The 22,060-nt window shown below is 65.7% G+C and carries 17 protein-coding genes, 1 tRNA gene and 1 pseudogene; 9 read left to right on the top strand and 10 right to left on the bottom strand.

Annotated elements, in window-relative coordinates:
- Nucleotides 1-429: 429 nt before the first annotated feature.
- Nucleotides 430-705: a BrnT family toxin gene (locus tag WT60_RS14770; RefSeq protein WP_038754856.1), complete on the top strand. Its 276-nt coding sequence runs from the start codon at nt 430-432 to the stop codon at nt 703-705.
- Nucleotides 683-973 carry a BrnA antitoxin family protein gene (locus WT60_RS14765; protein WP_038754853.1) on the top strand — a complete coding sequence of 97 codons (291 nt, stop codon included), beginning with the start codon at nt 683-685 and terminating at the stop codon, nt 971-973. The genes WT60_RS14770 and WT60_RS14765 overlap by 23 nt, the downstream gene beginning before the upstream one ends.
- Before the next feature lie 108 nt (nt 974-1,081).
- Here the strand turns inward: WT60_RS14765 and WT60_RS14760 are convergent, their stop codons facing one another.
- From WT60_RS14760 to WT60_RS14725, 7 genes are all read right to left on the bottom strand, one after another.
- Nucleotides 1,082-2,296, bottom strand: a complete 1,215-nt coding sequence (locus WT60_RS14760) for an integrase arm-type DNA-binding domain-containing protein (protein ID WP_043298391.1) — start codon at nt 2,294-2,296, stop codon at nt 1,082-1,084.
- A gap of 165 nt (nt 2,297-2,461) precedes the next feature.
- Nucleotides 2,462-2,536, bottom strand: a tRNA-Arg gene (locus WT60_RS14755).
- A gap of 553 nt (nt 2,537-3,089) precedes the next feature.
- Entirely contained in the window at nt 3,090-3,305 is a 216-nt protein-coding gene (locus WT60_RS34505; RefSeq protein ID WP_156432578.1) for a hypothetical protein, read from the bottom strand.
- A 78-nt stretch (nt 3,306-3,383) separates the two neighbouring features.
- On the bottom strand, nt 3,384-5,291 hold the full coding sequence (locus tag WT60_RS14745) for a tetratricopeptide repeat protein (RefSeq protein ID WP_236860827.1): 1,908 nt from the start codon (nt 5,289-5,291) through the stop codon (nt 3,384-3,386).
- Nucleotides 5,292-5,748: 457 nt separating this feature from the next.
- Nucleotides 5,749-6,228: a hypothetical protein gene (locus tag WT60_RS14740; protein ID WP_226377150.1), complete on the bottom strand. Its 480-nt coding sequence runs from the start codon at nt 6,226-6,228 to the stop codon at nt 5,749-5,751.
- A 391-nt stretch (nt 6,229-6,619) separates the two neighbouring features.
- Nucleotides 6,620-6,931 carry a hypothetical protein gene (locus WT60_RS14730; RefSeq protein WP_145986795.1) on the bottom strand — a complete coding sequence of 104 codons (312 nt, stop codon included), beginning with the start codon at nt 6,929-6,931 and terminating at the stop codon, nt 6,620-6,622.
- A 336-nt stretch (nt 6,932-7,267) separates the two neighbouring features.
- Entirely contained in the window at nt 7,268-7,450 is a 183-nt protein-coding gene (locus WT60_RS14725) for a rubredoxin (RefSeq protein WP_038748749.1), read from the bottom strand.
- Nucleotides 7,451-7,729: 279 nt separating this feature from the next.
- Here WT60_RS14725 and WT60_RS14720 point away from each other — a divergent pair, with 279 nt between their 5' ends.
- The 5 genes from WT60_RS14720 to WT60_RS14690 all read left to right on the top strand — a co-directional run bounded on the left by WT60_RS14720 (nt 7,730) and on the right by WT60_RS14690 (nt 16,071).
- A complete protein-coding gene (locus WT60_RS14720; protein WP_038748730.1) occupies nt 7,730-8,137 on the top strand; it encodes a DUF4399 domain-containing protein in 408 nt (135 codons plus the stop codon).
- Nucleotides 8,138-8,300: 163 nt separating this feature from the next.
- Nucleotides 8,301-10,247: an ATP-binding cassette domain-containing protein gene (locus WT60_RS14710; RefSeq protein WP_038748728.1), complete on the top strand. Its 1,947-nt coding sequence runs from the start codon at nt 8,301-8,303 to the stop codon at nt 10,245-10,247.
- Nucleotides 10,248-10,452: 205 nt separating this feature from the next.
- The gene (gene parE, locus WT60_RS14705) at nt 10,453-12,435 is read left to right on the top strand and encodes a DNA topoisomerase IV subunit B (RefSeq protein ID WP_038748726.1); all 1,983 of its coding nucleotides are present in this window, start codon (nt 10,453-10,455) and stop codon (nt 12,433-12,435) included.
- Between the two features lie 58 nt (nt 12,436-12,493).
- Entirely contained in the window at nt 12,494-14,812 is a 2,319-nt protein-coding gene (gene parC / locus WT60_RS14700; RefSeq protein ID WP_038748725.1) for a DNA topoisomerase IV subunit A, read from the top strand.
- 800 nt (nt 14,813-15,612) lie between these two features.
- Nucleotides 15,613-16,071: a CopD family protein gene (locus WT60_RS14690; protein ID WP_038748723.1), complete on the top strand. Its 459-nt coding sequence runs from the start codon at nt 15,613-15,615 to the stop codon at nt 16,069-16,071.
- Nucleotides 16,072-16,134: 63 nt separating this feature from the next.
- On the opposite strand, the gene WT60_RS14685 is transcribed toward WT60_RS14690, so the two are convergent.
- A complete protein-coding gene (locus WT60_RS14685; RefSeq protein WP_038748721.1) occupies nt 16,135-17,019 on the bottom strand; it encodes a LysR family transcriptional regulator in 885 nt (294 codons plus the stop codon).
- A 105-nt stretch (nt 17,020-17,124) separates the two neighbouring features.
- Here WT60_RS14685 and WT60_RS14680 point away from each other — a divergent pair, with 105 nt between their 5' ends.
- Both WT60_RS14680 and WT60_RS35190 read left to right on the top strand, forming a co-directional pair.
- Nucleotides 17,125-17,586, top strand: coding sequence for a multidrug/biocide efflux PACE transporter (locus WT60_RS14680; RefSeq protein WP_038748747.1), 462 nt, complete (start codon nt 17,125-17,127; stop codon nt 17,584-17,586).
- A gap of 97 nt (nt 17,587-17,683) precedes the next feature.
- Nucleotides 17,684-17,985, top strand: a pseudogene (locus WT60_RS35190) (histone deacetylase family protein); the annotation flags it as partial.
- 183 nt (nt 17,986-18,168) lie between these two features.
- Here WT60_RS35190 and WT60_RS14670 read toward each other — a convergent pair.
- Nucleotides 18,169-19,377 (bottom strand): chromate transporter, encoded by a 1,209-nt coding sequence (locus WT60_RS14670; RefSeq protein WP_059574706.1) that lies wholly within the window; start codon nt 19,375-19,377, stop codon nt 18,169-18,171.
- A gap of 139 nt (nt 19,378-19,516) precedes the next feature.
- Nucleotides 19,517-21,877, bottom strand: coding sequence for an EAL domain-containing protein (locus tag WT60_RS14665; protein ID WP_059574704.1), 2,361 nt, complete (start codon nt 21,875-21,877; stop codon nt 19,517-19,519).
- Between the last annotated feature and the right edge of the window lie 183 nt (nt 21,878-22,060).

Here is a 22,060-nt window from a genome sequence, read left to right as displayed (position 1 = left end):
AAGCGCAAACGTAGACCGGGCGCGGCTCTCCGGGAACTGGCGGCCATCGAAAACGCGTTCCCGCAAGGAAAGTCCGCGACGCACTCGCCCCGACATTATTGCGTTCACCGCAAAGGCTCGCCGGTCGGGAACGCGGGGGACCCCATGGCATAGACGATATGCGGGGGCTCACACCCGCGCCCTTTCTCTACTGGTGGCCAACACTAGGGGGACACATTCATACCGGGACGAAACGGGGGGCTGCGGTGCCGGTTTGGTTGGGGAAGTGCGGTGGGGCGCATGTGAAAAAGGGACGCACTAATCAAGTCCAGTGCTCCGAATTCCTGCCGTCCGGAAGCAGCCCCGATTCTGCGATTGAGCACGCCGACAATTTCATGGGGGTACAAATATCCCTTGCATCTCTGATTTCTTGGGGGTACATTTATTGTCATGGACATTACCTACGACCCAAATAAGAGCGAAAGGAACATTGTCGAGCGTGGACTTTCGTTTGAGCTGGCGCGTGAATTTGAGATGGCGGGCGCGCTGATCGTGGAAGATGTTCGGATGATGTACCCGGAACGCCGCTTTCAGGCGCTCGGCCGCATCGGCGATCGCCTTCATATGCTGGTGTTCACGCCGCGCGACGGCATGGTTCACGTCATCAGCCTGCGCAAGGCTAACTCCCGCGAGGTGAAAAGATATGAGCAAGCGAAAAGTACGTAATCCAGTTGACGAGAATCCGGAGTGGACCGACGCCGACTTCGCGCGTGCGCGTCCGGCCGAGGAGGTGTTGACTGAACTGTTCGGCAAGGATGTTGCAGCCAAACTGACGAAACCGCGTGGTCGACCGAAGTCGGCCAATCCCAAGACCCCGCTTAAGCTGCGGATCGATCCTGACATCGTGAGCGCCTACAAAGCGCAGGGCGAAGGATGGCAAACGCGCATGAACGATGCGCTACGGGACTACGCGAAGTCACACGGCATGATGTGATTGGGCGGCGGTTGCCCGTGCATCCGCACGCTCAATCGATTCGCGCTCGCAGCGCGTCCCTATGAGCCGACAGACGGGACGCGCTCGCACTTTGTCGGTAGGTGGGGCTTACCGCGCCGCTGCGATCGGGATGATCTCTGCTCCTGCTTTGAGACGGTCGAGATGGTCACCCCATGCCTGCATCATTCGCCTGCGCTCGGGCAGGTATTCAGCGTGAACGTAGGCGGCCGTTACTTGGTTGCGCTCGGCATGCGCCATCTGTCGCTCAACAACGTCCCGGATGAATCCAAGCTCGCGTAGGGCCGTGGCCGCCAATCCGCGAAAGCCGTGCCCCGTCATCCGGGATTTATAGCCCATGCGATACAGCGCGTAGAGCATGGTGTTGTTCGAGATGTGGCTGCGGCCTTGCACGCTGTAAAACACAAAGCGATGGTGGCCGTTGATCGCGCGTAGCTCGGCGAGCACGTCGAGCGCCTGACGCGATAGAGGCACGATATGCGGGTCACGCATCTTCATGCGTTCCGCTGGTACGCGCCATTCTGCGGCGTCTTCGTTAAACTCCGGCCATTCCGCACGAATCATTTCCGCCGTGCGTACGAAGGAGAGTGCCATGAAGCGGAGCGCAAGCCGGGTGACTAGGTCGCCTTGGTAGGCGTCAATGTCGCGCATGAGCTGCGGTATCTCGGTCGCCTTGACGCGGGCCATGTGCTGGACGCCCGGCCCTTTCTTCAATACCGTCTGCGCGTCGATATCCGCTGCCGGGTTCCTCGTGCATCGCCCGGTCATGATTCCGTACTGGAACACCGCCCGCGAGCGTTGAAGAATACGCTTCGCCGTCTCCCGTACCCCTCGCGCTTCTACCGCGCGCACGATAGCGAGCATCTGCGGGGCGTCAATCTCGGTGATGGGACGCGCGCCGATCTTCGGAAAGGCGTCGACCTCAAGCGAGTGCATCACCTTCTCGGCGTAGCCATCCGTCCATCCCGCGCGTTGGGAGTCGTACCACTCGCGGGCCACCGCCTCGAATGAATTGGTGGCGGCGATCTCTGCGGTCCGCTTGGCTTCCTTTTTTGCTTCTCCCGGATCGATCCCGGCGGCGAGCTGCTCGCGCGCCTCGTCGCGCTTCTTGCGCGCCGCCGCCAGCGTGACGGCCGGGTACACGCCAAGGGCCAGCGTTTTCTGCTTGCCAAGGAAGCGGTAGAACATGCGCCAGTACTTTCCGCCGTTCGGGTGGACGAACAAGTACATCCCCTCGCCGTCGGTGAGCTTGTACGGAGTGGTCCCGGCCTTCGCGTTTCGGACCTGCACATCAGTAAGCGGCATCTGCTGGTATCTCGATTGCTGGTATCTGGAGATGCCAGCAAAAATACCAGCAGATTCGCTGGCTGTCACTGGGCAACCTTGGGCAACGTTAGAGGCTGGGAGGCCCGCCAGACGGTGACTCTGGGGGTATTTCTTGCGAAGCTTGGGGAAGGTTTGGGGCTTGGCTGGCCCCCCCGACAGGAATCGAACCTGTATCTAGCGCTTAGGAGGCGCTTGTTCTATCCATTGAACTACGGGGAGCGGATAGTTTGAGCGGATGGACCGGCGCTTTGTGAGTCAGGCGCCTAGCCTTGTTCCGCTTGCCTTTCCAGGATTGTGCCTGCTCGCGGATGACGCGAAATGACGGGCGGTGAAGCACGGCTCAATACCCTCGCTGCTACAACACAATCGCTACAAATCGACCTTGTAGCTCCGTGCGTTACCGCCGCATTGCGATAGTGCACGGACGGGGGCATGCATGCTTCGATCCTGAAGATCGGCGATCGCTGGCGGGCCCAAGTCCTCAGCCCTCAGGACCGTCAGCGAGGGTAGACAAGTATACCAAAGACTTTTCGAACAAAGGAGGCCGCGAGGCTTGGGCGCGATATCGAGTCCGGGATCGCTTTCGTTTGCCTCATGCGCCGAGCATCGCGCGACCAACTCTCGATCGTTTGCCGTTGATCGGGCCGGGAACGCAATGCTGCGACGCCCCGGGGCCTGATGAGATCGTCGAGATATTCGGGCGGTTCGCTGAGCATCCGCAGCGGAAGCAGGCCGCGCCCGACGTCATTCGCGTCGCAACGAACGGCGCGTTTCATCGCGGAGAACGGTTCCGTTTGACCGTGGTCTCGATCGACCCCGGTGGGTTGGCGAGCGTGCGCTTGCTTGACTGCGCGACGCGAGGTGTCCGCGCATTCGATTCGAACGCCTCGCCGTCATAGGCGAGGCGTTTGTCGAAATCGTCTCCGCGCCATCCGCCGGCGACAGCGTCGAACGCTTTGTGCTTGACGCCGCCAAGCGCCAACCGCATGCGCCGCGAGCAGCGACCAGCGAGCAAAGGCGTCGGAGCCGGCGGCCTTTCAACTCGGAGCCGACCGTGTTTGCCCACCTACATGCGATCGAGCGACAAAGCGCAAACATTCTTGTCGGGCGGGCAGTATTCGGCGAGCCGGCTCCGCGCGCTGTCGTAGTCCTTTTGCTGCTCGGGCGTCAAATTTCCTAGCCCGATTCTTTCATAGGCCTGCGTCAAGCCGAAATAGGCCCAGCTGTTGCCTCTGAAACTCGTGTACGCGTTGTGTTCCGGGTCGTCGTCGCCGAGCGACGCGTGGAGCGTCTTGATCGCCTTGTCGTATTGGCCTAGGCCGATCTGGAGCGCGGCCAGGGTTTGCCCGACCGGAACCATCCAGTAAGGCGGCTCGTCGTAGTTCATCTTGTCCTGCTGCTTGACGGAGCGTTCGAGAATGCGCACCCCGCGTTGCGCGTCGTCTTTCATCTGGTCGATCCGCGCGCGCGCGACCGATTGCATGATCTGTGCCGTCTGGCTGTTCATCACTTCGTCGGGCCGCTTTTTCCTGAAGGCGATCACGTCCTTTACAAGTTTCGCGTACGCACGTTGCGCGCCGCGAACATCGTGTTTGCGGACGTATGCAAGCGCTCGTGCGTAATTCCAGGAAACGCTTGCAAAGCGCCAGTCCTTTTCTGTCCCGTGCGGCGGCGGCTGCCGGATGATCTCGTCCGGCGACATGAAATACGGCAGCGATTGGTAATAGACGCCGCGATAACGGTCGGTCCGGAACGTAATGCCTTCGCCTTCCGATTCCCGCAGGCGATCAGCCGCCCAGCTCATGTTCTCGACGTTGCCGGCCATGATCGCCGAAGCAAGCGCGAAATGGATATTGTGCCGGTAGTAGCCCCAGCGATAACGGTCGCCGTCCGGATGATCGATGCCGCCCGCGAGCTTGGCATCGACTTTCTTGAAGTAGCCTTCGTCGCTCAACGTTGCGTCCCGATTCGCTTCGAACGATTGCCGGTGCGCGCCGGTGCGGTAATAGATGTGCGAGGGCATGTGGACCAAGTGGCCGGCATCGGGCGCGAGTTTGGCCAGCTTGTCCGCATAAGGCGTCACGTCGTTCGGCTCGGTCGATCCCTCGCGAATATGGATGTACCAATGGACGAGTCCCATGTGATCGGAATGGTCCTTCAGCCCGCCTTCGATCGCCTCGACTGCCTGGGGAATGTCACGGTAAGTGGCGTTCCCCTGACGGTCCCAGTATTCCCAAGGCTTGAGGTTCATCACGGCATCCGCGTACAGGGTTTGGATGTCGGGATCGTCCGGGTAGCGATGGGCGAGCGCGGTCATCGCCTCGGCGTAGTCTCGGTTGCGCCGGTTCTGGCGCTCGAGTTCGTCGGGTAGTTGCGCGTGAGCTTCATAGCGTGGCAGCAATGCGTCGACGAGCGAGCGTTCCTTCGGATCGGCATCACGTATGCGAAGTGCGTCCTTGAGATTCTGTTGCGCGATCTGGCGATCCGCTTCCGGCTGATCGAGCTGGTTGATGTTCACGCCCAGCGACATCGCGATCCCCCATCGGCACATGACGCAGTCGGGGTCTCGCTTGAGCGCGGCCTTGAACGCGCGGTACGCTTCGCGAAAGTTGAACGCGCAGTAGAAGCGCAAGCCTTGATCGAAGAATGCTTGCGTTTGCGGGTTTTCCGTCTTGATTTTTTTCGTCAGTGTCCCGAGGCGGAAATCCGTCGGCGGCTCGGGATCGTCGGCCGCGATTTTCGAAAGCGAGAACGATGTGCTGCTGCCGGGCGGCGCGCTCATCATGTGCTCGCTTTCCATGTGCGGCATGCGGTGCTCAGCCGTGGCATGCGCGTCGTCATTGGGTGCGGACATCGCGCAAGGCGCGCTCAGCGAAGCCACAAGGCCGATCGTTCCATACAGGCAAGCTTGCCTGAGCCGGTTCCGAAGGTTGCCGTCGCCGTAAGAACGCGAATGATTTTCGGTTGTTCCCATTGCATGCTCTCCCGGAAATTGAACGCCTCGCGCTGCCGTGCTGGCGAACCACTGTGCCGCGAGCCGATCTCAATGCCTCATTCGCGCGACATGCGCGCTCGCGGCGCGGACGTTGATCCGAGGCGGCGTGCCCGGACCGGTTGCGGCTGCCGTGCGAAGTCGACGGCCCGAACGGCGCGTTCTGCGCGGTGCGGCTGCCCGTAGCGCGCGGCGCGGGCCGCGATCACACCATGCGGGCGCGGCTCGCGCCCGCGGCACGAGCTGCCTGCGATGCAGCGCGCCGATCTCGACGAGGCTGAGCGCGCGAGCCGTTGGGCGCGCGTCGAACGCGCCCCGTGCATTGTCGAAGCCGATCACCGACGATGCGATCGCTCATCGCTCATCGCTCATCGCTCATCGCGCGTCACCGCTGCGGCACACACCATCCGAGCGCGAATCGAGCGTTCATCCCCGCTCGTTATTCCCCAACGGTCACTTTTCCGGTTATCGCGTCCACGAACACGAATTTCCTCGCCTGGCGGAGCCCCGAACCGAAAATATAGAGGGGGTTTCCTCGTTTGGGGCCGAGCGGATTGCGCAGCGTGACCGTATCGTATGCGCCTGTTTGCCCCGCTGCCTTCTTCGCGCGATCGGCCTCGTCCAGATCCAGCTTGACGGGCCATTCGATCACCACGTCTCCGACCCAGGGCGCTGGATAAAGCACGGGGGAACCGAATTCGTCGTAGCTTGTGGATTCGATGATGACCGTGTTGTTCTCGTCTTGAAACACGACTCGCAGTTTGTCGATTTGCTTAGGGTCAGTGGTCGGGCCGCCTGAGGCCACACCATCCACTTCATAGAGCTTGGCGTGCGGATACTGCTTGGTCACTTTGTTGATTGCGATAGTCACCCTTCCTTTGAAACCTAGAACAGTTGTCGACATGGTGGTTTTCTCCACTGAGCGGTAGGCTTCCTCAATATCGAGGGGCGTCGCGTGTCTTCAGGTCACGCCCAGCGTATTTAAGGTATCCGACGGCCGAAGTTCAACCTGGAAAATGTAGTGGGATTGCCGCAGGTTTGCCGGGCATCGCCGTTTCCGCGAGGGCGGCCTTGCGCGCGTGGCCGGGCGGAATCCGTTCCGCCGCGCGATGGCGGGAGCGCATTTGTTTCACGCGACCCAGGCGATCGACCAACGAGGCTTCGCCATCGTCGGCAAGCTGCGTGGTTCATTGTTGCGGGTTGGCGCACTGACAGGCGCTGCGATGACAGACGTGCAACACGCTCTGAGAACGTGGAAGACGCGCTTCCGCGCGAAATGGAGCCATTCGTGGTCGAGCTCGGTGAGAGTTTCACGTTCGCCGCGCGTCGGAAGCGGCGGCGGCACGGCGATGGCGCTCAAGTGGATGGCTACCTTCCTGCAACGTGACCCAGCCGAATGCGGCCATGACGGTCAGCAGGCCGAGCAGGAACGCGAGCGATAGAAATCTGCCGAGATTGCAGGCCGCTTCTCCCGTCGAGCTGGCGGGTGCTTGCCTGGATGATTCCGCCTGTGCCACGTTTTCTCCTCCCATGGTCGTCCGTATTGATTCGCTGCGTGTGCATCCGACGGGATTGTACGTTCCAAAATGGAACTTATAGGGCAGAGGAATGCTTTCAAACATCGCCGGGAACGCGTGATCCCGGCGAAGCGCGCTAGGACAGGGCGCGTGAAAGCGGGAGCGCCCGTTTCGAACAGCGCATCGGCCGAAAAAAACGCAGTCTTACGCGAATTCTTTCAACGCCGATGAACGTGCAGGAGGATGGGATGGGGCGCACGGCCGCCTTGTCCGGCGACCATTTCGGCGCGTGAACGGCCGCCCCCGAAGCGCATGAGTCTGGTTGCTTGCGACGACCTGCGTTGGGGCCGGCCTGGTGAGGCAGGGGAGATGGGCCGCTGCGGCAGCGCGGAACAGGCATCGAGCCCCCGCCTTAGCGCCCCGCCGGCCGGATCGCCGGGCTCAGAACTCCACGACGACGAAATCTTCCTTGCCGACGTCGCACAGCGGGCAGCGCCAGCCGTCCGGAATGTCGGCGAAGCGGGTGCCGGCCGCGATGCCTTCGTCCGGCAAGCCGTCCGCTTCGTTATAGACCCAGCCGCAAATCAGGCAGACCCAGCTCTTGTATTCGACCACTTCGCTCATGTTGCACTCTTGAAGAACCATTGCATTCGACGTCGTCCGATCGCGCGAACGCGGCGCGTCGGGCGGCGAAAGGCGCAATGGTACCGGATTTGCCGCGAACGCCTGTCGGAGCGCGGCGCGGGGCGGGCGCGTCCGCGGCCTGCCCGCGGGCGTCGCGAGCCGGTGCGCCGGGCGTGCGCCGCCGGTCGGCCGGGCGTCCCGGAGCGGCGCCGAGCCCGCGGCGCGGCGGCCGCTCGCGGTGTATCCTTCGATGGCCTTTCAACCCCAAAGGAGAGAGCGATGCTCTACAACAAATGGCTGGCCGGCGCGTTCACCGCGGCCGCGCTCTTCGCGTCCGCCTCGGCGCACGCGGAAGCGAGGGTGTACTTCGTCGAGCCGACCGACGGTGCGTCCGTCTCGAACCCCGTTCACGTGAAATTCGGCCTCGAGGGCGATGTGGCGCTTCGGCCCGCGGGCGACATGACGCCCAACACCGGCCATCATCATCTGCTGATCGACGGCAAGCCCATTCCGAAGGGCGACGTGATCCCCGTCAGCGAGCGTTCGCTGCATTACGGCAAGGCTCAGACCGAAACCGACGTGAAGCTGCCGCCCGGCCGCCATACGCTGACGCTGCAGTTCGGCGACGGCGCGCACCGCTCGTACGGCCCGGAGCTGAGCCAGACGATCACGATCAACGTCCAGTAGGCCCATTCGGGCAGTCCGGCACGCGAGGGCCGCCGCGCCAGGCCCTCGCCGCCGCCGGGCGCCGCCTCGCGCGGCCCGTCGCACTAGGCCGTCGTGCCATCTCGGCGTCGCGCGCCGCCCCCGGTACAATGAGCGCTTCCGATTTTTCTCCGCCGTCCTCCCCATGTCGCTTTATTCCATCACCGGCGCGCAACTCGCGTTCGGCCACGTCGCGCTGCTCGATCACGCGGATTTCTCGCTCGAAGCCGGCGAGCGCGTCGGGCTCATCGGCCGCAACGGCGCCGGCAAGTCGTCGCTGCTCAAGATCGTCGCCGACCTCGCGAAGCCCGACGACGGGCTCGTCACGCGCCAGCAGAGCCTCGTGACGGTCTACGTGCCGCAGGAGCCGGAATTCGAGGCCGGGCAGACGGTGTTCGACGCGGTCGCATCGGGCCTCGCCGGAACGCGCGCGCTGCTCGCCGAGTACGACGAGATCGCGCACCGGCTCGCGGACACGCCCGAAGGCGCGGAGCACGACGCGCTGCTCGCGCGGATGAACGCGCTGCAGTCGTCGCTCGATGCGACGGACGCGTGGAGCTGGCGCACGCGGGTCGCGACGACGCTCGCGCAAATCGGCCTCGACGGCGACACGCAGGTCGACGCGCTGTCGGGCGGCATGCAGAAGCGCGCGGCGCTTGCGCGCGCGCTCGTCGTGCAGCCGGACGTGCTGCTCCTCGACGAACCGACCAACCACCTCGATTTCGACGGCATCCGCTGGCTCGAGGAACTGCTCGTCGCGCAGCGCGCGGGCCTGCTTTTCATCACGCACGACCGCGCGTTCCTCGATCGCGTGGCGACGCGCATCGTCGAGCTCGATCGCGGCCGCCTGCTGTCGTATCCGGGCAACTTCTCCGCGTACCAGGTCCGCAAGGCGCAGCAGCTCGAAGTGGAGCGGGTGGAGAACGAGAAGTTCGACAAGCTGCTCGCGCAGGAAGAGGTGTGGATCAGGAAAGGCGTCGAGGCGCGGCGCACGCGAAGCGTCGGCCGCATCGCGCGGCTCGAGCAGATGCGCAGCGAGCGCGCGGAGCGCCGCAACACGCAGGGCAACGTGAGGCTCGACGTCGCGCAGGGCGAGAAGTCGGGCAAGATCGTCGCGGAGCTGACCGACGTGACGAAGCGCTACGGCGAGCGCGCGGTCGTCGACCGCTTTTCGAGCACGCTGATGCGCGGCGACAAGATCGGCTTCGTCGGCCCGAACGGCGCGGGCAAGACGACGCTGCTCAAGCTGATCCTCGGCGAAATCAAGCCCGACGAAGGCACGGTGCGCACCGGCACGAACCTGCAGGTCGCGTACTTCGACCAGATGCGCGCGCAGCTCGATCCGGAAAAGAGCCTCGCCGACACGATCAGCCCGGGCAGCGAATGGGTCGAGATCGGCGGCGTGCGCAAGCACGTGATGAGCTATCTCGGCGATTTCCTGTTCGCGCCCGAGCGCGCGCGCTCGCCCGTCAAGTCGCTGTCGGGCGGCGAGCGCAACCGTCTGCTGCTCGCGCGCCTGTTCGCGCGGCCGGCGAACGTGCTCGTGCTCGACGAGCCGACCAACGATCTCGACATCCCGACGCTCGAGCTGCTCGAGGAACTGCTGACCGACTACGACGGCACGGTGCTGCTCGTCAGCCACGACCGCGCGTTTCTCGACAACGTCGTCACGTCGGTGATCGCGTCGGAGGGCAACGGCCAGTGGCGCGAATACGTCGGCGGCTTCACCGACTGGCAGATCCAGCGCGAGCGCGCGCAGCGGATCGCCGATGACGACGCGGGCAAGCGCGCGGCGAAGGAGCCCGCGGCCGCGAAGGACGACGCGCCGAAGAGCGCGGCGGGCCGCAACGCGCAGCGCACGGTCAAGCTGTCGTTCAACGAGCAGCGCGAGCTCGACGCGCTGCCGGAGCGGATCGCCGCGCTCGAGGCCGAGCAGAAGGCGGTCGGCGCGCAGCTCGAGGACGGCTCGATCTTCTCGAAGGACCCGCAGGAGGGCGCGCGCCTGACCGAGCGCTTCGCGGCGCTCGACGACGAGCTTCTCGCGGCGCTCGAGCGCTGGGAGGCGCTCGAAGCGAAACGTAAGCCTTCATGAGTTCGCCGTTTGCGGAACCAGTAAAATACGCCGCGTTCCGGACGGGGCCCGCGCGGCGCACGCGCGCGGCGCGCCGCCCGCTTTCGAAGCAATCCGAGCACGCCATTGTTTCGACTCGAATTTTTATCGAATTCAACGTTTTGTCCACGACGTTATCCACACGAGTTGGGGATAACGTCAAGGTGAATGACGAACCTGAGCTTCTATGTCTACGAAAAAGCCCGCAGCGGCGTATAGCGAAGCATCGATCAAGGTGCTGAAGGGCCTCGAGCCCGTCAAGCAGCGGCCCGGCATGTACACGCGCACCGAGAATCCGCTGCACATCATCCAGGAAGTGATCGACAACGCGTCCGACGAGGCGTTGGGCGGTTACGGCAAGCAGATCACGGTCACGCTGCATCCCGACCAGTCGGTGTCCGTCGAGGACGACGGGCGCGGCATCCCGTTCGGGCTGCATCCGGAAGAGAAGGTGCCCGTCGTCGAAATCGTGTTCACGCGGCTGCACGCCGGCGGCAAGTTCGACAAGGCGAAGGGCGGCGCGTACACGTTCTCGGGCGGCCTGCACGGCGTCGGCGTGTCGGTGACGAACGCGCTCGCGACGCGGCTCGACGTGACGGTCTGGCGCGACGGCAAAGTCGCGCAGCTCGGCTTCGCCGACGGCGACGTCGTCAAGCCGCTCGCGACGCAAGGCGCGGGCCGCGGCGAGAAGAAATCCGGCACGCGCGTGACCGTGTGGCCGAATCCGAAGTATTTCGATTCGCCGAACCTGCCGACGGGCGAGCTGCAGCGGCTGCTGCGCTCGAAGGCGGTGCTCCTGCCGGGCGTCGAGGTCGTGCTCGTCAACGAGAAGACGGGCGAGCGGCAGAGCTGGAAATACGAAGACGGCCTGCGCGGTTATCTGCTCGACGAGATGAACGGCAGCGAGCTGCTGATTCCGCTGTTCGAAGGCGAGCGCTTCGCCGATTCGCGCTCGGGCGACGACACGTTCGCCGAGGGCGAGGGCGCGTCGTGGGTGGTCGCATGGAGCGAGGAAGGCTCGCTCGTGCGCGAGTCGTACGTGAACCTGATTCCGACGCCCGCGGGCGGCACGCACGAATCCGGCCTGCGCGACGGCCTCTATCAGGCGGTGAAGAGCTTCGTCGAGCTGCACAACCTGCAGCCGAAGGGCGTGAAGCTGCTCGCGGAAGACGTGTTCGCGCGCGTGTCGTTCGTGCTGTCGGCGAAGGTGCTCGATCCGCAGTTCCAAGGGCAGATCAAGGAGCGCCTGAACAGCCGCGACGCGGTGAAGCTCGTATCGTCGTTCACGCGCCCGGCGCTCGAGCTGTGGCTCAACCAGCACGTCGAGCACGGCAAGAAGCTGGCCGAGCTCGTGATCAGGCAGGCGCAGGCGCGCACGCGCGCGGGCCAGAAGGTCGAGAAGAAGAAGAGCTCCGGCGTCGCGGTGCTGCCCGGCAAGCTGACCGATTGCGAGACCGAGGACATCGCGCGCAACGAAATTTTCCTCGTCGAGGGCGATTCGGCGGGCGGTTCCGCGAAGATGGGCCGCGACAAGGAATACCAGGCGATCCTGCCGCTGCGCGGCAAGGTGCTCAACACATGGGAGACCGAGCGCGACCGCCTGTTCGCGAACAACGAGGTGCACGACATTTCGGTGGCGATCGGCGTCGATCCGCACGGCCCGGACGACAGCGTCGACCTGTCGAACTTGCGTTACGGCAAGATCTGCATCCTGTCGGACGCGGACGTCGATGGCGCGCACATCCAGGTGCTGCTGCTCACGCTGTTCTTCAAGCACTTCCCGCAACTGATCGAGCGCCGCCACGTGTTCGTCGCGCGGCCGCCGCTGTTTCGCGTCGACGCGCCCGCGCGCGGCAAGAAGCCCGCGCAGAAGCTCTACGCGCTCGACGAAGGCGAGCTCGAGGCGATTCTCGACAAGCTGCGCAAGGACGGCGTGCGCGAATCGCAATGGACGATCAGCCGCTTCAAGGGCTTGGGCGAGATGAGCGCCGAGCAGCTGTGGGACACGACGATGAATCCCGACACGCGCCGCTTGATGCCGATCGCGCTCGGCGACCTCGACTTCGAGTCGACCGTCGCGCAGATGACGATGCTGATGGGCAAGGGCGAGGCCGCCGCGCGCCGCAACTGGCTCGAGGAAAAGGGCAACGAAGTCGAAGCGGATATCTGAGCGCGGCCGGGCGCGCGCCCGGCTTCGCACGCATCGCATAAACGGACACGAAATCTAGATGGACGACAACACTCCCGATCTTTTCGCCGAGCCGGCCGCGCCCGAGGGCGATTTCCTGACGCTCGGCCGCTACGCGGAGCGCCAGTATCTCGACTACGCGGTGAGCGTCGTGAAGGGGCGCGCGCTGCCTGACGTGAGCGACGGCCAGAAGCCCGTGCAGCGCCGCATTCTTTACGCGATGAACGAGATGGGCCTCGGCGACAACGCGAAGCCGGTGAAGTCCGCGCGCGTCGTCGGCGACGTGCTCGGCAAGTACCACCCGCACGGCGACCAGTCCGCGTACGACGCGCTCGTGCGTCTCGCGCAGGATTTCTCGATGCGCTATCCGCTCATCGACGGCCAGGGCAACTTCGGCTCGCGCGACGGCGACGGCGCGGCGGCGATGCGCTACACCGAAGCGCGCCTCACGCCGATCGCGAAGCTCCTTCTCGACGAGATCGACGAGGGCACGGTCGACTTCATGCCGAACTACGACGGCTCGTTCGACGAGCCGAAGCTCTTGCCGGGCCGGCTGCCGTTCGTGCTGCTGAACGGCGCGTCGGGGATCGCCGTCGGCCTCGCCACCGAGATTCCGTCGCACAACCTGCGCGAAGTCGCGGCGGCCGCGGTCGCGCTGATCCGCCATCCCGCGCTGCCGCACGCGGAGCTGATGCAACTCGTGCCGGGGCCGGACTTTCCGGGCGGCGGCCAGATCATCTCGAGCGACGCGGAGATCTCCGCCGCGTACGAAATCGGCCGCGGCAGCCTGAAGGTGCGCGCGCGCTGGAAGATCGAGGATCTCGCGCGCGGCCAGTGGCAACTCGTCGTCACCGAATTGCCGCCGAGCACGTCGGGCCAGAAGGTGCTCGAGGAGATCGAGGAGCTGACGAACCCGAAGCTCAAGGCGGGCAAGAAGACGCTCACGCAGGAGCAGATCAACACGAAGAAGGCGATGCTCGACCTGCTCGACGCGGTGCGCGACGAGTCGGGCAAGGACGCGCCCGTGCGGCTCGTGTTCGAGCCGAAGACGCGCACGATCGACCAGACCGAATTCGTCAATTCGCTGCTCGCGCACACGAGCCTCGAATCGAACGCGACGCTCAATCTCGTGATGATCGGCGAGGACGGACGGCCCGCGCAAAAGGGGCTCGCGTCGATTCTTGGCGAATGGGTGCGGTTCCGCCAGGCCACCGTCACGCGGCGCTGCCGCCACCGGCTCGGCAAGGTGAACGACCGGATTCACATCCTCGAGGGGCGGATGATCGTCTTTTTGAACATCGACGAGGTGATCCGCATCATCCGCGAATCGGACGAGCCGAAGGCCGCGCTCATCAGCGCGTTCGGCCTCACCGAGCGGCAGGCCGAGGACATTCTCGAAATCCGTCTGCGCCAGTTGGCGCGGCTCGAGAAGATCAAGATCGAGAAGGAGCTCGAGGAGCTGCGCGCCGAGAAGGCGAAGCTCGAAGAGCTGCTCGCGAACGAAAGCGCGATGAAGCGGCTGATGATCAAGGAGATCGAGGCCGACGCGAAGCAGTACGGCGACGAGCGCCGCACGCTGATCCAGCAGGAGAAGCGCGCGACGTTCGAGGCGAAGGTGGTCGACGAGCCGGTGACGGTCGTCGTGTCGCAAAAGGGCTGGGTGCGCGCGCTGAAGGGCCATGGGCTCGACCCGGCGAGCTTCTCGTTCAAGGCGAGCGACGGCCTGTACGCGGCGTTCCAGTGCCGCACGCCCGACACGCTGATCGCGTGGGGCAGCACGGGGCGCGTGTATTCGGTGCCGGTCCAGGTGCTGCCGGGCGGGCGCGGCGACGGCGTGCCCGTCACGTCGCTGATCGAGCTCGAATCGGGCTCGCATCTGCTCCATTATTTCGCGGCGCCCGCCGAGCAGCCGTTGCTGCTCGCGTCGAGCAACGGCTTCGGCTTCATCGCGAAGGTCGGCGACATGGTGAGCCGCGTGAAGGCGGGCAAGTCGTTCATGACCATCGACGAAGGCGCGGCGCCGCTCGCGCCGATGCCGGTGCTGCCGGATGCGTCGCAGGTCGCGTGCCTGTCGAGCGGCGGGCGTCTGCTCGTGTTCGGCATGGACGAGATGAAGACGCTCGGCGGCGGCGGACGCGGCGTGATCCTGATGGCGCTCGATCCGAAGGAGACGCTCGTGCAGGCGCTCGCGATCGATGCGGCGGGCGTCGTGCTGACGGGCACGGGCCGCGGCGGCAAGGCGCAGGAAGAGGCGCTGACGGCGCGCGCGCTCGAGCCGCACGTCGGCAAGCGGGCCCGCAAGGGGCGCGCGCCGGACACGAAGCTGAAGGTGAGCGGATTGCGCCCGGTGCTCGGCTGACGGGGCGCGGCGCGGGAGCGTGCGGCGGGGCCGCGTGCCCGCATCGAGTTGCGGGCGCGGGGCCCGGCCGGATCGTCGGGTTTCGGCTTCGGAACGTTTCGGCGCCGTCGGGCGGCTTCGGGCTGCTTCGACGTCGGCGCAGTGCCGCGCGGCCGTGACGTCGGCCGCTGCGATGTCGACCGTCGCCGGAAATCGGCCGCTGTCGCGGGCATTCGGAATAGTTTGGTTGCTGGCGATTCGATCTTCGTTCGTCGTTCGTCGCATCGCGATCGACGGCCAGGTTTGTGGTTCAGGGCAGTAACGAGTACGCTGCTGCGAACGGCGAACGGCGAACGGCGAACGGCGAACGGCGAACGGCGAACGGCGAACGGCGAACGGCGAACGGCGAACGGCGAACGGCGAACGGCGAACGGCGAACGGCGAACGGCGACCGCCGACCGCCGACCGCCGACCGCCGACCCTCTTCGTTCGTTATCCTTTGCGTACGATGTCGGCCATGGCGATCCGCGCGGCGGCGCACGTGTCGCGGCGTATCCGCAGCGCGTCAAGCGAATCGCACGCATCGTCGCAACGTCGACGAACCCGCAATCGACAAACGAAACGAACGAAACGCCGAAACGCCGAAACGCCGAAACGCCGAAGCGCCGTTCGACTAGAGCGGCGCACCCAAAAGCCGCAACCCGCGTGCATTGCGCTGAACCGTCGCGCGCCGCGGCTGTCGAATGCGCTCATCGTGTCGCGCGCCGTGCATCCGCGCGGCGCATCGGCCATCTGAAAACCGGAAAGAAAAGGTCCCCCTCATGTCTCACGCCATCGCCGTCGCTCTGTTTCTCCATCTGCTCGCGGTCGCGGTGTGGGTCGGCGGCATGGTGTTTGCGAACTTCTGTTTGCGTCCCGCGTTGTCCGATCTGTCGCCGCAACTGCGCCTGCCGCTCGTCGAAGCGGTATTCGGCCGCTTCTTCAACTGGGTCGCGGGCTCGGTGATCGTGATCCTGCTCACGGGCGGCTTCCTGCTCACGCAGTTCGGCGGCGCGCACGCGACGTGGCCGCTGCATGCGATGGCGGGGCTCGGCGTGGTGATGATGCTGATCTTCGGCCACATCCGCTTCGCGCTGTTCCCGCGCATCCGCCGCGCGGTGCAGGCGCAGAACTGGCCGGACGGCGCGCGCGCGGTGAATGCGGTGCGTCTCCTCGTGATCGTCAACCTCGTGCTCGGCGTCGTGACGATCGCCGCCGCGGTGCTGTCGCGCGGCTTCTGACTTTCGGCGTCCCCAGCCTTCGACGCGCACGCACGCGGGGCGTTTGTTTCGCCGATGCGCGCGTCACGGCGCGAGCATCGTCTCCAGCAGCCATGAGCCGGCTGGTCCGAGCGGCCGGCCGCGCGACCACACGGCATCCACCGGCACGCGCCGCGGCCAGCCGCGCGCATTGAGCTCGACGAGCTGTTCGCGCGCGAAGTGTTCGACCATCCAGCGCGGCAACTCCGCCCAGCCGAAGCCCGCCACCGCCATTTCCAGCAACAGCAGATAGCTCGGCGCCGACCAGCAGCGCCGCCCCGCGACGAGCCCCGTTTCGATCCGCTCGCCGTGCGGCGCCACGTAGGTATTGAGGCGCAGCTCGCGTGCGTCGTGCAGCGCGGCGAGCGGTACTTCGGCGTCGCCGTACGCGGCGAACGGATGCTGCCGGCCGACGTAGAGCCCGATCTCCGAGCGCTCGGCGACCGTCGCCGCGCCGATGTCGGGCGGGTAGGTGCTGCGCGCCGCCATCAGACCGAGCTGCGCGCGGCCTTGCTGGATCAGGTCGAGCACGTCGTCGTGCTCGGCGATCTGACATTCGAACTCGAGCGTCGGAAAGCGGCGGTCGAGTGCCGCAAGCGTCTGCTCGTATCGGCTCGACTGATAGGTGTCCGACATGACGAGCGTGAGGCGCGCCTCCTCGCCGCCCGCAAGACGCGCGGCGACCTGATCGATCGCCTCGCTCGCCTCGAGCACGCGCTGCACTTCGGGCAACAGCGCGCGGGCCGCGTCGGTCAGCGTCGGCTGGCGCGTCGAGCGGTCGAACAGCGTGACGCCGAGGTCGATCTCGAGGTTCGCGATCGCTTCGCTGATCGTCGACTGCCGCTTGCCGAGCTTGCGCGCGGCGGCCGAAAACGAACCGAGGTTGGCGGCCTCGGCGAACGCGAGTAGCGCTTCGGGGGAGTGGCGCATCGCGCATGCTCCTTTGATGTATCGGAAAAACCGATCATATCAAATTGGATGATTACGGTTAATCCGATGAAAATAGCGCCATCTCATTCACCGATGGAGCTTTTCATGCAAATGCAAATGACCAGGCACGTGCCGACGAAGACGCTGGCCGAGCGCGTCGTGCACGCGCTCGCGTTCGAAGTGACCGCGATCGCGATCTGCGCGCCGGTCGTCAGCTGGGTGCTCGGCCTGTCGCTCGTGCACGTCGGGGTGTTGACGGCGGCGGTATCCGTGATCGCGATGGTGTGGAACGTCGTGTTCAACGCGCTCTTCGAGCGGATCGAGCGCCGCTATCGTCTCGCGCGGACGTTCGCGGTGCGCGCGATGCATGCGATCGCGTTCGAACTCGGCCTCGTCGCGATGGCGCTGCCGCTCGCCGCATGGTGGCTCGGGATCAGCCTGCTCGAGGCGCTCTTGCTCGATTTCGGCATCCTGCTGTTCTTCCTGCCGTTCACGTTCCTGTTCAACCTCGGCTACGACCGTCTGCGTGCGCGCTGGATCGCGCAAAGGGCGGTGGCGTGGCGATGAACGGAATCCGATTCTTCTTCGATGGTCCCTTTCGAAAGCCGGCGCGACGCCGGCTTTTTCTTTTTGTGCAAGCGCGTCGCGGCGCGCTTCGTCGTAGGTGCCCGAGCGCGCGGCGCGGCTTGTCGCGGCGGCGCTCGCGATGAGCCTTTCCGTGCGCGAGCCGGCCGACTTCGGTGTTGCGCCGATCGCGGCCGTGCACGACATGAACTAGCTGCGCTTTCTCGACGCTGCGCATCGCGGGTGGAACACGATGCGGGAGGACTGGGGCGACGCAGCGATGTCGGAGGTGTTCGAGCGCGAACCGAACGCGCTGTGCCGCGCGGCGTGTTCGCGCGGGCGGGCCGCTATTTCGCCGACGGCAGTTGCCCCGTCGGCGCGGACACGTGGCGCGCGACGCATCGCCAAAGGCCGCGAAGCGGGAGGCGGGCGGCAGCGAAGCACAACGCAGCGAACGAAGGGGGAGACAAGTACGGCGCGACGCGAAACGCGACCGTGAAGCGAATCGACGACTCGAATCAGCAACTCAAATCAACAACGCGAAACCACGAGAAACAATAGATCGCGGACAACCCCGGGCCGCATTCACCCATGCGCCGCGAGAATCAGCCAGCCGCCGCACGCGGCCGCGACCGCGCCGTATAGCGCATAGACGGGCACCTTGAATCGCGCGAGGCACAGCCAGGCGATCACGCCCGTCGCCCAATACACCGGCTCGACGGGCGTCTTCGCGACGAGCCGCACGGCCGCGATCGCGAGGAACGCGGTGGTGGCCGCGCGCAGCACGCGCATGCCGCTCGCGAAGCGCGGATGCAGCTTCAGGCGCTCGACGTGCCGCCGCGCGAAGATGACGAGGCAGCCGGACGGCACGAACAGCGCGACCGTCGACAGCAGCGCGCCGCGCCAGCCGTCCTCGAGATAGCCGAGAAACGGCACGACGTTCAGGAGCGGCCCGGGCGACACCGGCGACAGCGTGAACGCGAGCATGAAGTCCTGCTCGGTGATGCCCGTCGCGCGCGAGACGAACAGCGATTTCAGCACGGGCAGCGCGGAGAAGCCGCCGCCGAAGAGCGTCATGCCGGCGCCCGCGAGGCGCGGCCAGAATAGCGACGATTCGTATTCGATCGGCAGCGGCAGCGCGAACAGCGCGATCAGGACCGCCAGCGATACGAGGAGCCGCCATTCGCGCGCGGGCAGCGCGAGCCGCAGCGTCTCGCTGCTGCGGTGCCCGCCCGCGAGCCAGCCGACGGCGAACGCGGCGGTCAGGATCGCGACGAACGTGGCCGGGCTGTGCGCGAGCGCGAGGAGCACCGTCGCGAGCGCGGCGATCACGCGCTCGAGCGGCGCGTGCACCAGCGCGCGGATCTGCCTGAACCAGGTGAGCCCGATCAGCGCGGCGAGCACCATGCCGAAGTGATGCAGCAGCACGGGCGACGCGAGCGTGCGCACGAACGGCGTCTGGTAGAAGATCGCGAAGACCGTCATCGCCGCGAAGAACGGCAGCACGCTCGCGATGCCGGCGATCCACGCGCCGGCGTGGCCGCGCAGCGCGTGCCCGACCTGAACCGCGACGTTGCAGCCGACGGGGCCGGGCATCATCCATGCGAGCGCGACGAGATCGGCGAACGAAAGCGGATCGATACGCCGCTCATGGTTGACGTAATGCTGCTCGAGCTGAGCTATCATCGCAAGACCGCCCCACGACACGGCGGAAACGCCTGTCACGGTCTTGAACAATGCCCATAGCGATTCTCGCTCGCCGCAACACGCGGCCTCCACGCTTGCGATTGTCATGCTGATGTCCAAGTGCGGTCGTGGACGCACCCGCGGCCACATGTGCGTCGCACGTTCCATTGTGCACTCGGAAAACCGGTAGTTGTATGAGCGAAAACGAGTACGCACCGGGCGCGCGGCGCAAACGAGGGTGCGGTGTTTAGTCGCCGCCCGTCGATTGTTTAGCGGTGCTCGCGATATCCCGGCGCAGCGGGGAAGCGCTGTCGCCGCCGCATACGCCGAAGCGTGCGAGAAGGGCCGGAATGCCGTCGGCGGGCACCGGCCGGGAGAACAGGAAGCCTTGCGCCTCGATCCGGCCGAGCGCGGTGAGCCAGGCGATCTGCTCCTCGGTTTCCGTTCCCTCGACGACGACCGTGAGGCCGAGCGAGCGTGCGAGGTGCACGATCGACGACACCATCACGCAGACGCTGCGGTCGGCCGGGATCGCCTGGATGAACGAGCGGTCGACCTTCAGCGTGTCGACCGAGAAGCGGTGCAGGTACGACAGCGACGAATAGCCGGTGCCGAAATCGTCGAGCGCGACGCGGATGCCGAGCTTCTTCAGCGCGACGATCTTCTCCGACACGAGCTCAGGGTATTCCATCATCGCGGTCTCGGTGATCTCGAGCTCGAGGCGGCGCGCCTCGATCCCGGTCTCGACGAGCGCGCGCGAGATCGTCTCGATCAGGTCGCCGCGCCAGAACTGCACGGGCGAGATGTTGACGGCGAGCGTGAGCTTGTCGTGGCCTTCGTTGCGCCAGCGCGCAAGCTGCTCGCACGCGGTGCGGATCACGAAATCGCCGATCGGCACGATGAGTCCGGTCGATTCGGCGATCGAAATGAATTCGTTCGCGGAGATCACGCCGTGTTCCGGATGGTCCCAGCGCACGAGCGCCTCGAAGCCGGTGATGCAGCGGTACGTGAGGTCGATCTTCGGCTGGTACGCGAGGAACAACTGCCCGTCCGCCAGCGCGACGCGCAACTGCTGTTCCCAGCGCATCAGGTGATCCGCGCGATGCGACAGATGCGGCGCGTAGAACTGATAGCAGTTCTTGCCCGCGTCCTTCGCGCTGTACATCGCGAGGTCCGCCTTTTTCAGCAGGTCGATCTCGCTTTCGTTCTCCACCGAATGCAGCGCGATGCCGATGCTCGCGTGCAGCACGAACGAGCTGCCGCGCACGTCGAACGGCTCGGCGAACATCCGCACGATCGCCTCCGCGAGGCGCTCGGCGCGCCGCTCGACGTCGTCGCCCTTCACGACGACGACGAACTCGTCGCCGCCGATGCGCGCGAGCGCGCCTTCGTTCACGACCGCGTCGGACAGGCGCGCGGCCGTCATCTGCAGCACGATGTCGCCGGCGTTGTGGCCGAGCGTGTCGTTGACGGTCTTGAAGTTGTCGAGATCGATGAAGAGAATCGCGAGCCGCGACAGGTTCGACGGCAGCGCGACGTCGTTGCGCAGGCTGCGCAGCGTCGCGTAGCGGTTCGCGAGGCCGGTGAGCAGATCGAATTCGGCGAGCTGGGTCATCTCGCGCTCGCGCCCGAGCAGCTTGCCGATCAGGCCCGTCGCGACGCCGAAGAACGCGAGCATCGCGAGCGTGATGAAGCTCGTCATCAGCAGATAGACGTTGCGCGTGTGGTGGTAGTCGGCGAGCTCGTCCGCCTGCGACAGGCCGACCATCACGCCGAGCGGGTAGCCGTCGAGATGGCGGTACGACACGATGCGCACGATGCTGTCGATCGGATCGACGTAGGTGCCCGACGCGCGCTCGGACACCGGATACACGCCCGACGCGGAGAACGTGCCGGGCACCTTCTGCGCGGAGCCCGTGCTGCGCGCGAGCACGGCGCCCGTGTCGGAGATCACGGCGATCACGCCGTCCTTGCCGAGCGTCGCGTTGTTGTAGAAGTCGTTCGTGAAGTAGGTCGGGTCCTCGGACACGACGACGACCCCGGCGAACGAGCCGTCCGGATGGTTCAGGCGCCGCGTCATCTGCAGCGTCCAGTGCCGGGACACGCGGCCGAGCACCGGCTTGCTGATGTACAGATCGTCGTCGTTGCGGTGCGCGTGCACCTTGAAGTGCTCGCGGTCGGACAGGTCGATCGGCTTCGGATGCGGGTCGGCCGTGTTCGCGGTCAGCCGGCCGCGCGCGTCGAGGAGCGACACCTGGATCAGCGTGTCGCTCGGCACGACGCCTTTCTCGACGGTGCTCGCGAGATTGAAGTGCGCGGGCGACTTCTCGAACTCGTACTTGACGAAGCGGGTGATCTGGTCGACCTGATGGATCGCCTTGACCGTGTGCTGCTCGAGCGCGGTCGACAGGATCGCGGCCGACGCCGCGGCCTCGCGGTACGCGCTTTCCTTCTCGACGGACAGACGCGCGATGATGGCTACCCACAGCAGCGCGAGCGCGAGCGTGCCGAGGAGCGGGATCGCGAACAACGCGCGGCGGCGGCGCGACTTGCGTGTCGCGCGCACCGGCCGCGCGGCGCGGGCGGCGTGTGACCGGGACGAACTCATCGGACGAAACGTGTCCTTGCGCGCATGGGCGATCCGACAGGATAACCGAGTAAACGGGCCGATAAAGAAGACAATAGACGAGGCCCGATATTACTGAATGGTCAGTCTTTAATTTAGCGCGGCCAGGATATCGCTAACCGGGTGAGGAGGGGATCGGTCCCGCGCGCGGCCCGCGTTCACCCG

This window comes from Burkholderia sp. MSMB617WGS (genome assembly GCF_001532025.2).
In the GTDB taxonomy this organism is placed as follows: domain Bacteria; phylum Pseudomonadota; class Gammaproteobacteria; order Burkholderiales; family Burkholderiaceae; genus Burkholderia; species Burkholderia savannae.
Note: the sequence above shows the minus strand (reverse complement) of the source record. Positions and strands in the feature narration are given on the sequence as shown.

Excerpts from the sequence above, each read along its gene's own strand:
- WT60_RS14770 (WP_038754856.1), top strand. The coding sequence starts at position 430 with ATGGACATTACCTACGACCCAAATAAGAGCGAAAGGAACATTGTCGAG.
- WT60_RS14765 (WP_038754853.1), top strand. The coding sequence starts at position 683 with ATGAGCAAGCGAAAAGTACGTAATCCAGTTGACGAGAATCCGGAGTGG.
- WT60_RS14760 (WP_043298391.1), bottom strand. The coding sequence starts at position 2,296 with ATGCCGCTTACTGATGTGCAGGTCCGAAACGCGAAGGCCGGGACCACT.
- WT60_RS34505 (WP_156432578.1), bottom strand. The coding sequence starts at position 3,305 with ATGCGGTTGGCGCTTGGCGGCGTCAAGCACAAAGCGTTCGACGCTGTC.
- WT60_RS14745 (WP_236860827.1), bottom strand. The coding sequence starts at position 5,291 with ATGGGAACAACCGAAAATCATTCGCGTTCTTACGGCGACGGCAACCTT.
- WT60_RS14730 (WP_145986795.1), bottom strand. The coding sequence starts at position 6,931 with ATGTTTGAAAGCATTCCTCTGCCCTATAAGTTCCATTTTGGAACGTAC.
- WT60_RS14725 (WP_038748749.1), bottom strand. The coding sequence starts at position 7,450 with ATGAGCGAAGTGGTCGAATACAAGAGCTGGGTCTGCCTGATTTGCGGC.
- WT60_RS14720 (WP_038748730.1), top strand. The coding sequence starts at position 7,730 with ATGCTCTACAACAAATGGCTGGCCGGCGCGTTCACCGCGGCCGCGCTC.
- WT60_RS14710 (WP_038748728.1), top strand. The coding sequence starts at position 8,301 with ATGTCGCTTTATTCCATCACCGGCGCGCAACTCGCGTTCGGCCACGTC.
- parE (WP_038748726.1), top strand. The coding sequence starts at position 10,453 with ATGTCTACGAAAAAGCCCGCAGCGGCGTATAGCGAAGCATCGATCAAG.
- parC (WP_038748725.1), top strand. The coding sequence starts at position 12,494 with ATGGACGACAACACTCCCGATCTTTTCGCCGAGCCGGCCGCGCCCGAG.
- WT60_RS14690 (WP_038748723.1), top strand. The coding sequence starts at position 15,613 with ATGTCTCACGCCATCGCCGTCGCTCTGTTTCTCCATCTGCTCGCGGTC.
- WT60_RS14685 (WP_038748721.1), bottom strand. The coding sequence starts at position 17,019 with ATGCGCCACTCCCCCGAAGCGCTACTCGCGTTCGCCGAGGCCGCCAAC.
- WT60_RS14680 (WP_038748747.1), top strand. The coding sequence starts at position 17,125 with ATGCAAATGCAAATGACCAGGCACGTGCCGACGAAGACGCTGGCCGAG.
- WT60_RS14670 (WP_059574706.1), bottom strand. The coding sequence starts at position 19,377 with ATGACAATCGCAAGCGTGGAGGCCGCGTGTTGCGGCGAGCGAGAATCG.
- WT60_RS14665 (WP_059574704.1), bottom strand. The coding sequence starts at position 21,877 with ATGAGTTCGTCCCGGTCACACGCCGCCCGCGCCGCGCGGCCGGTGCGC.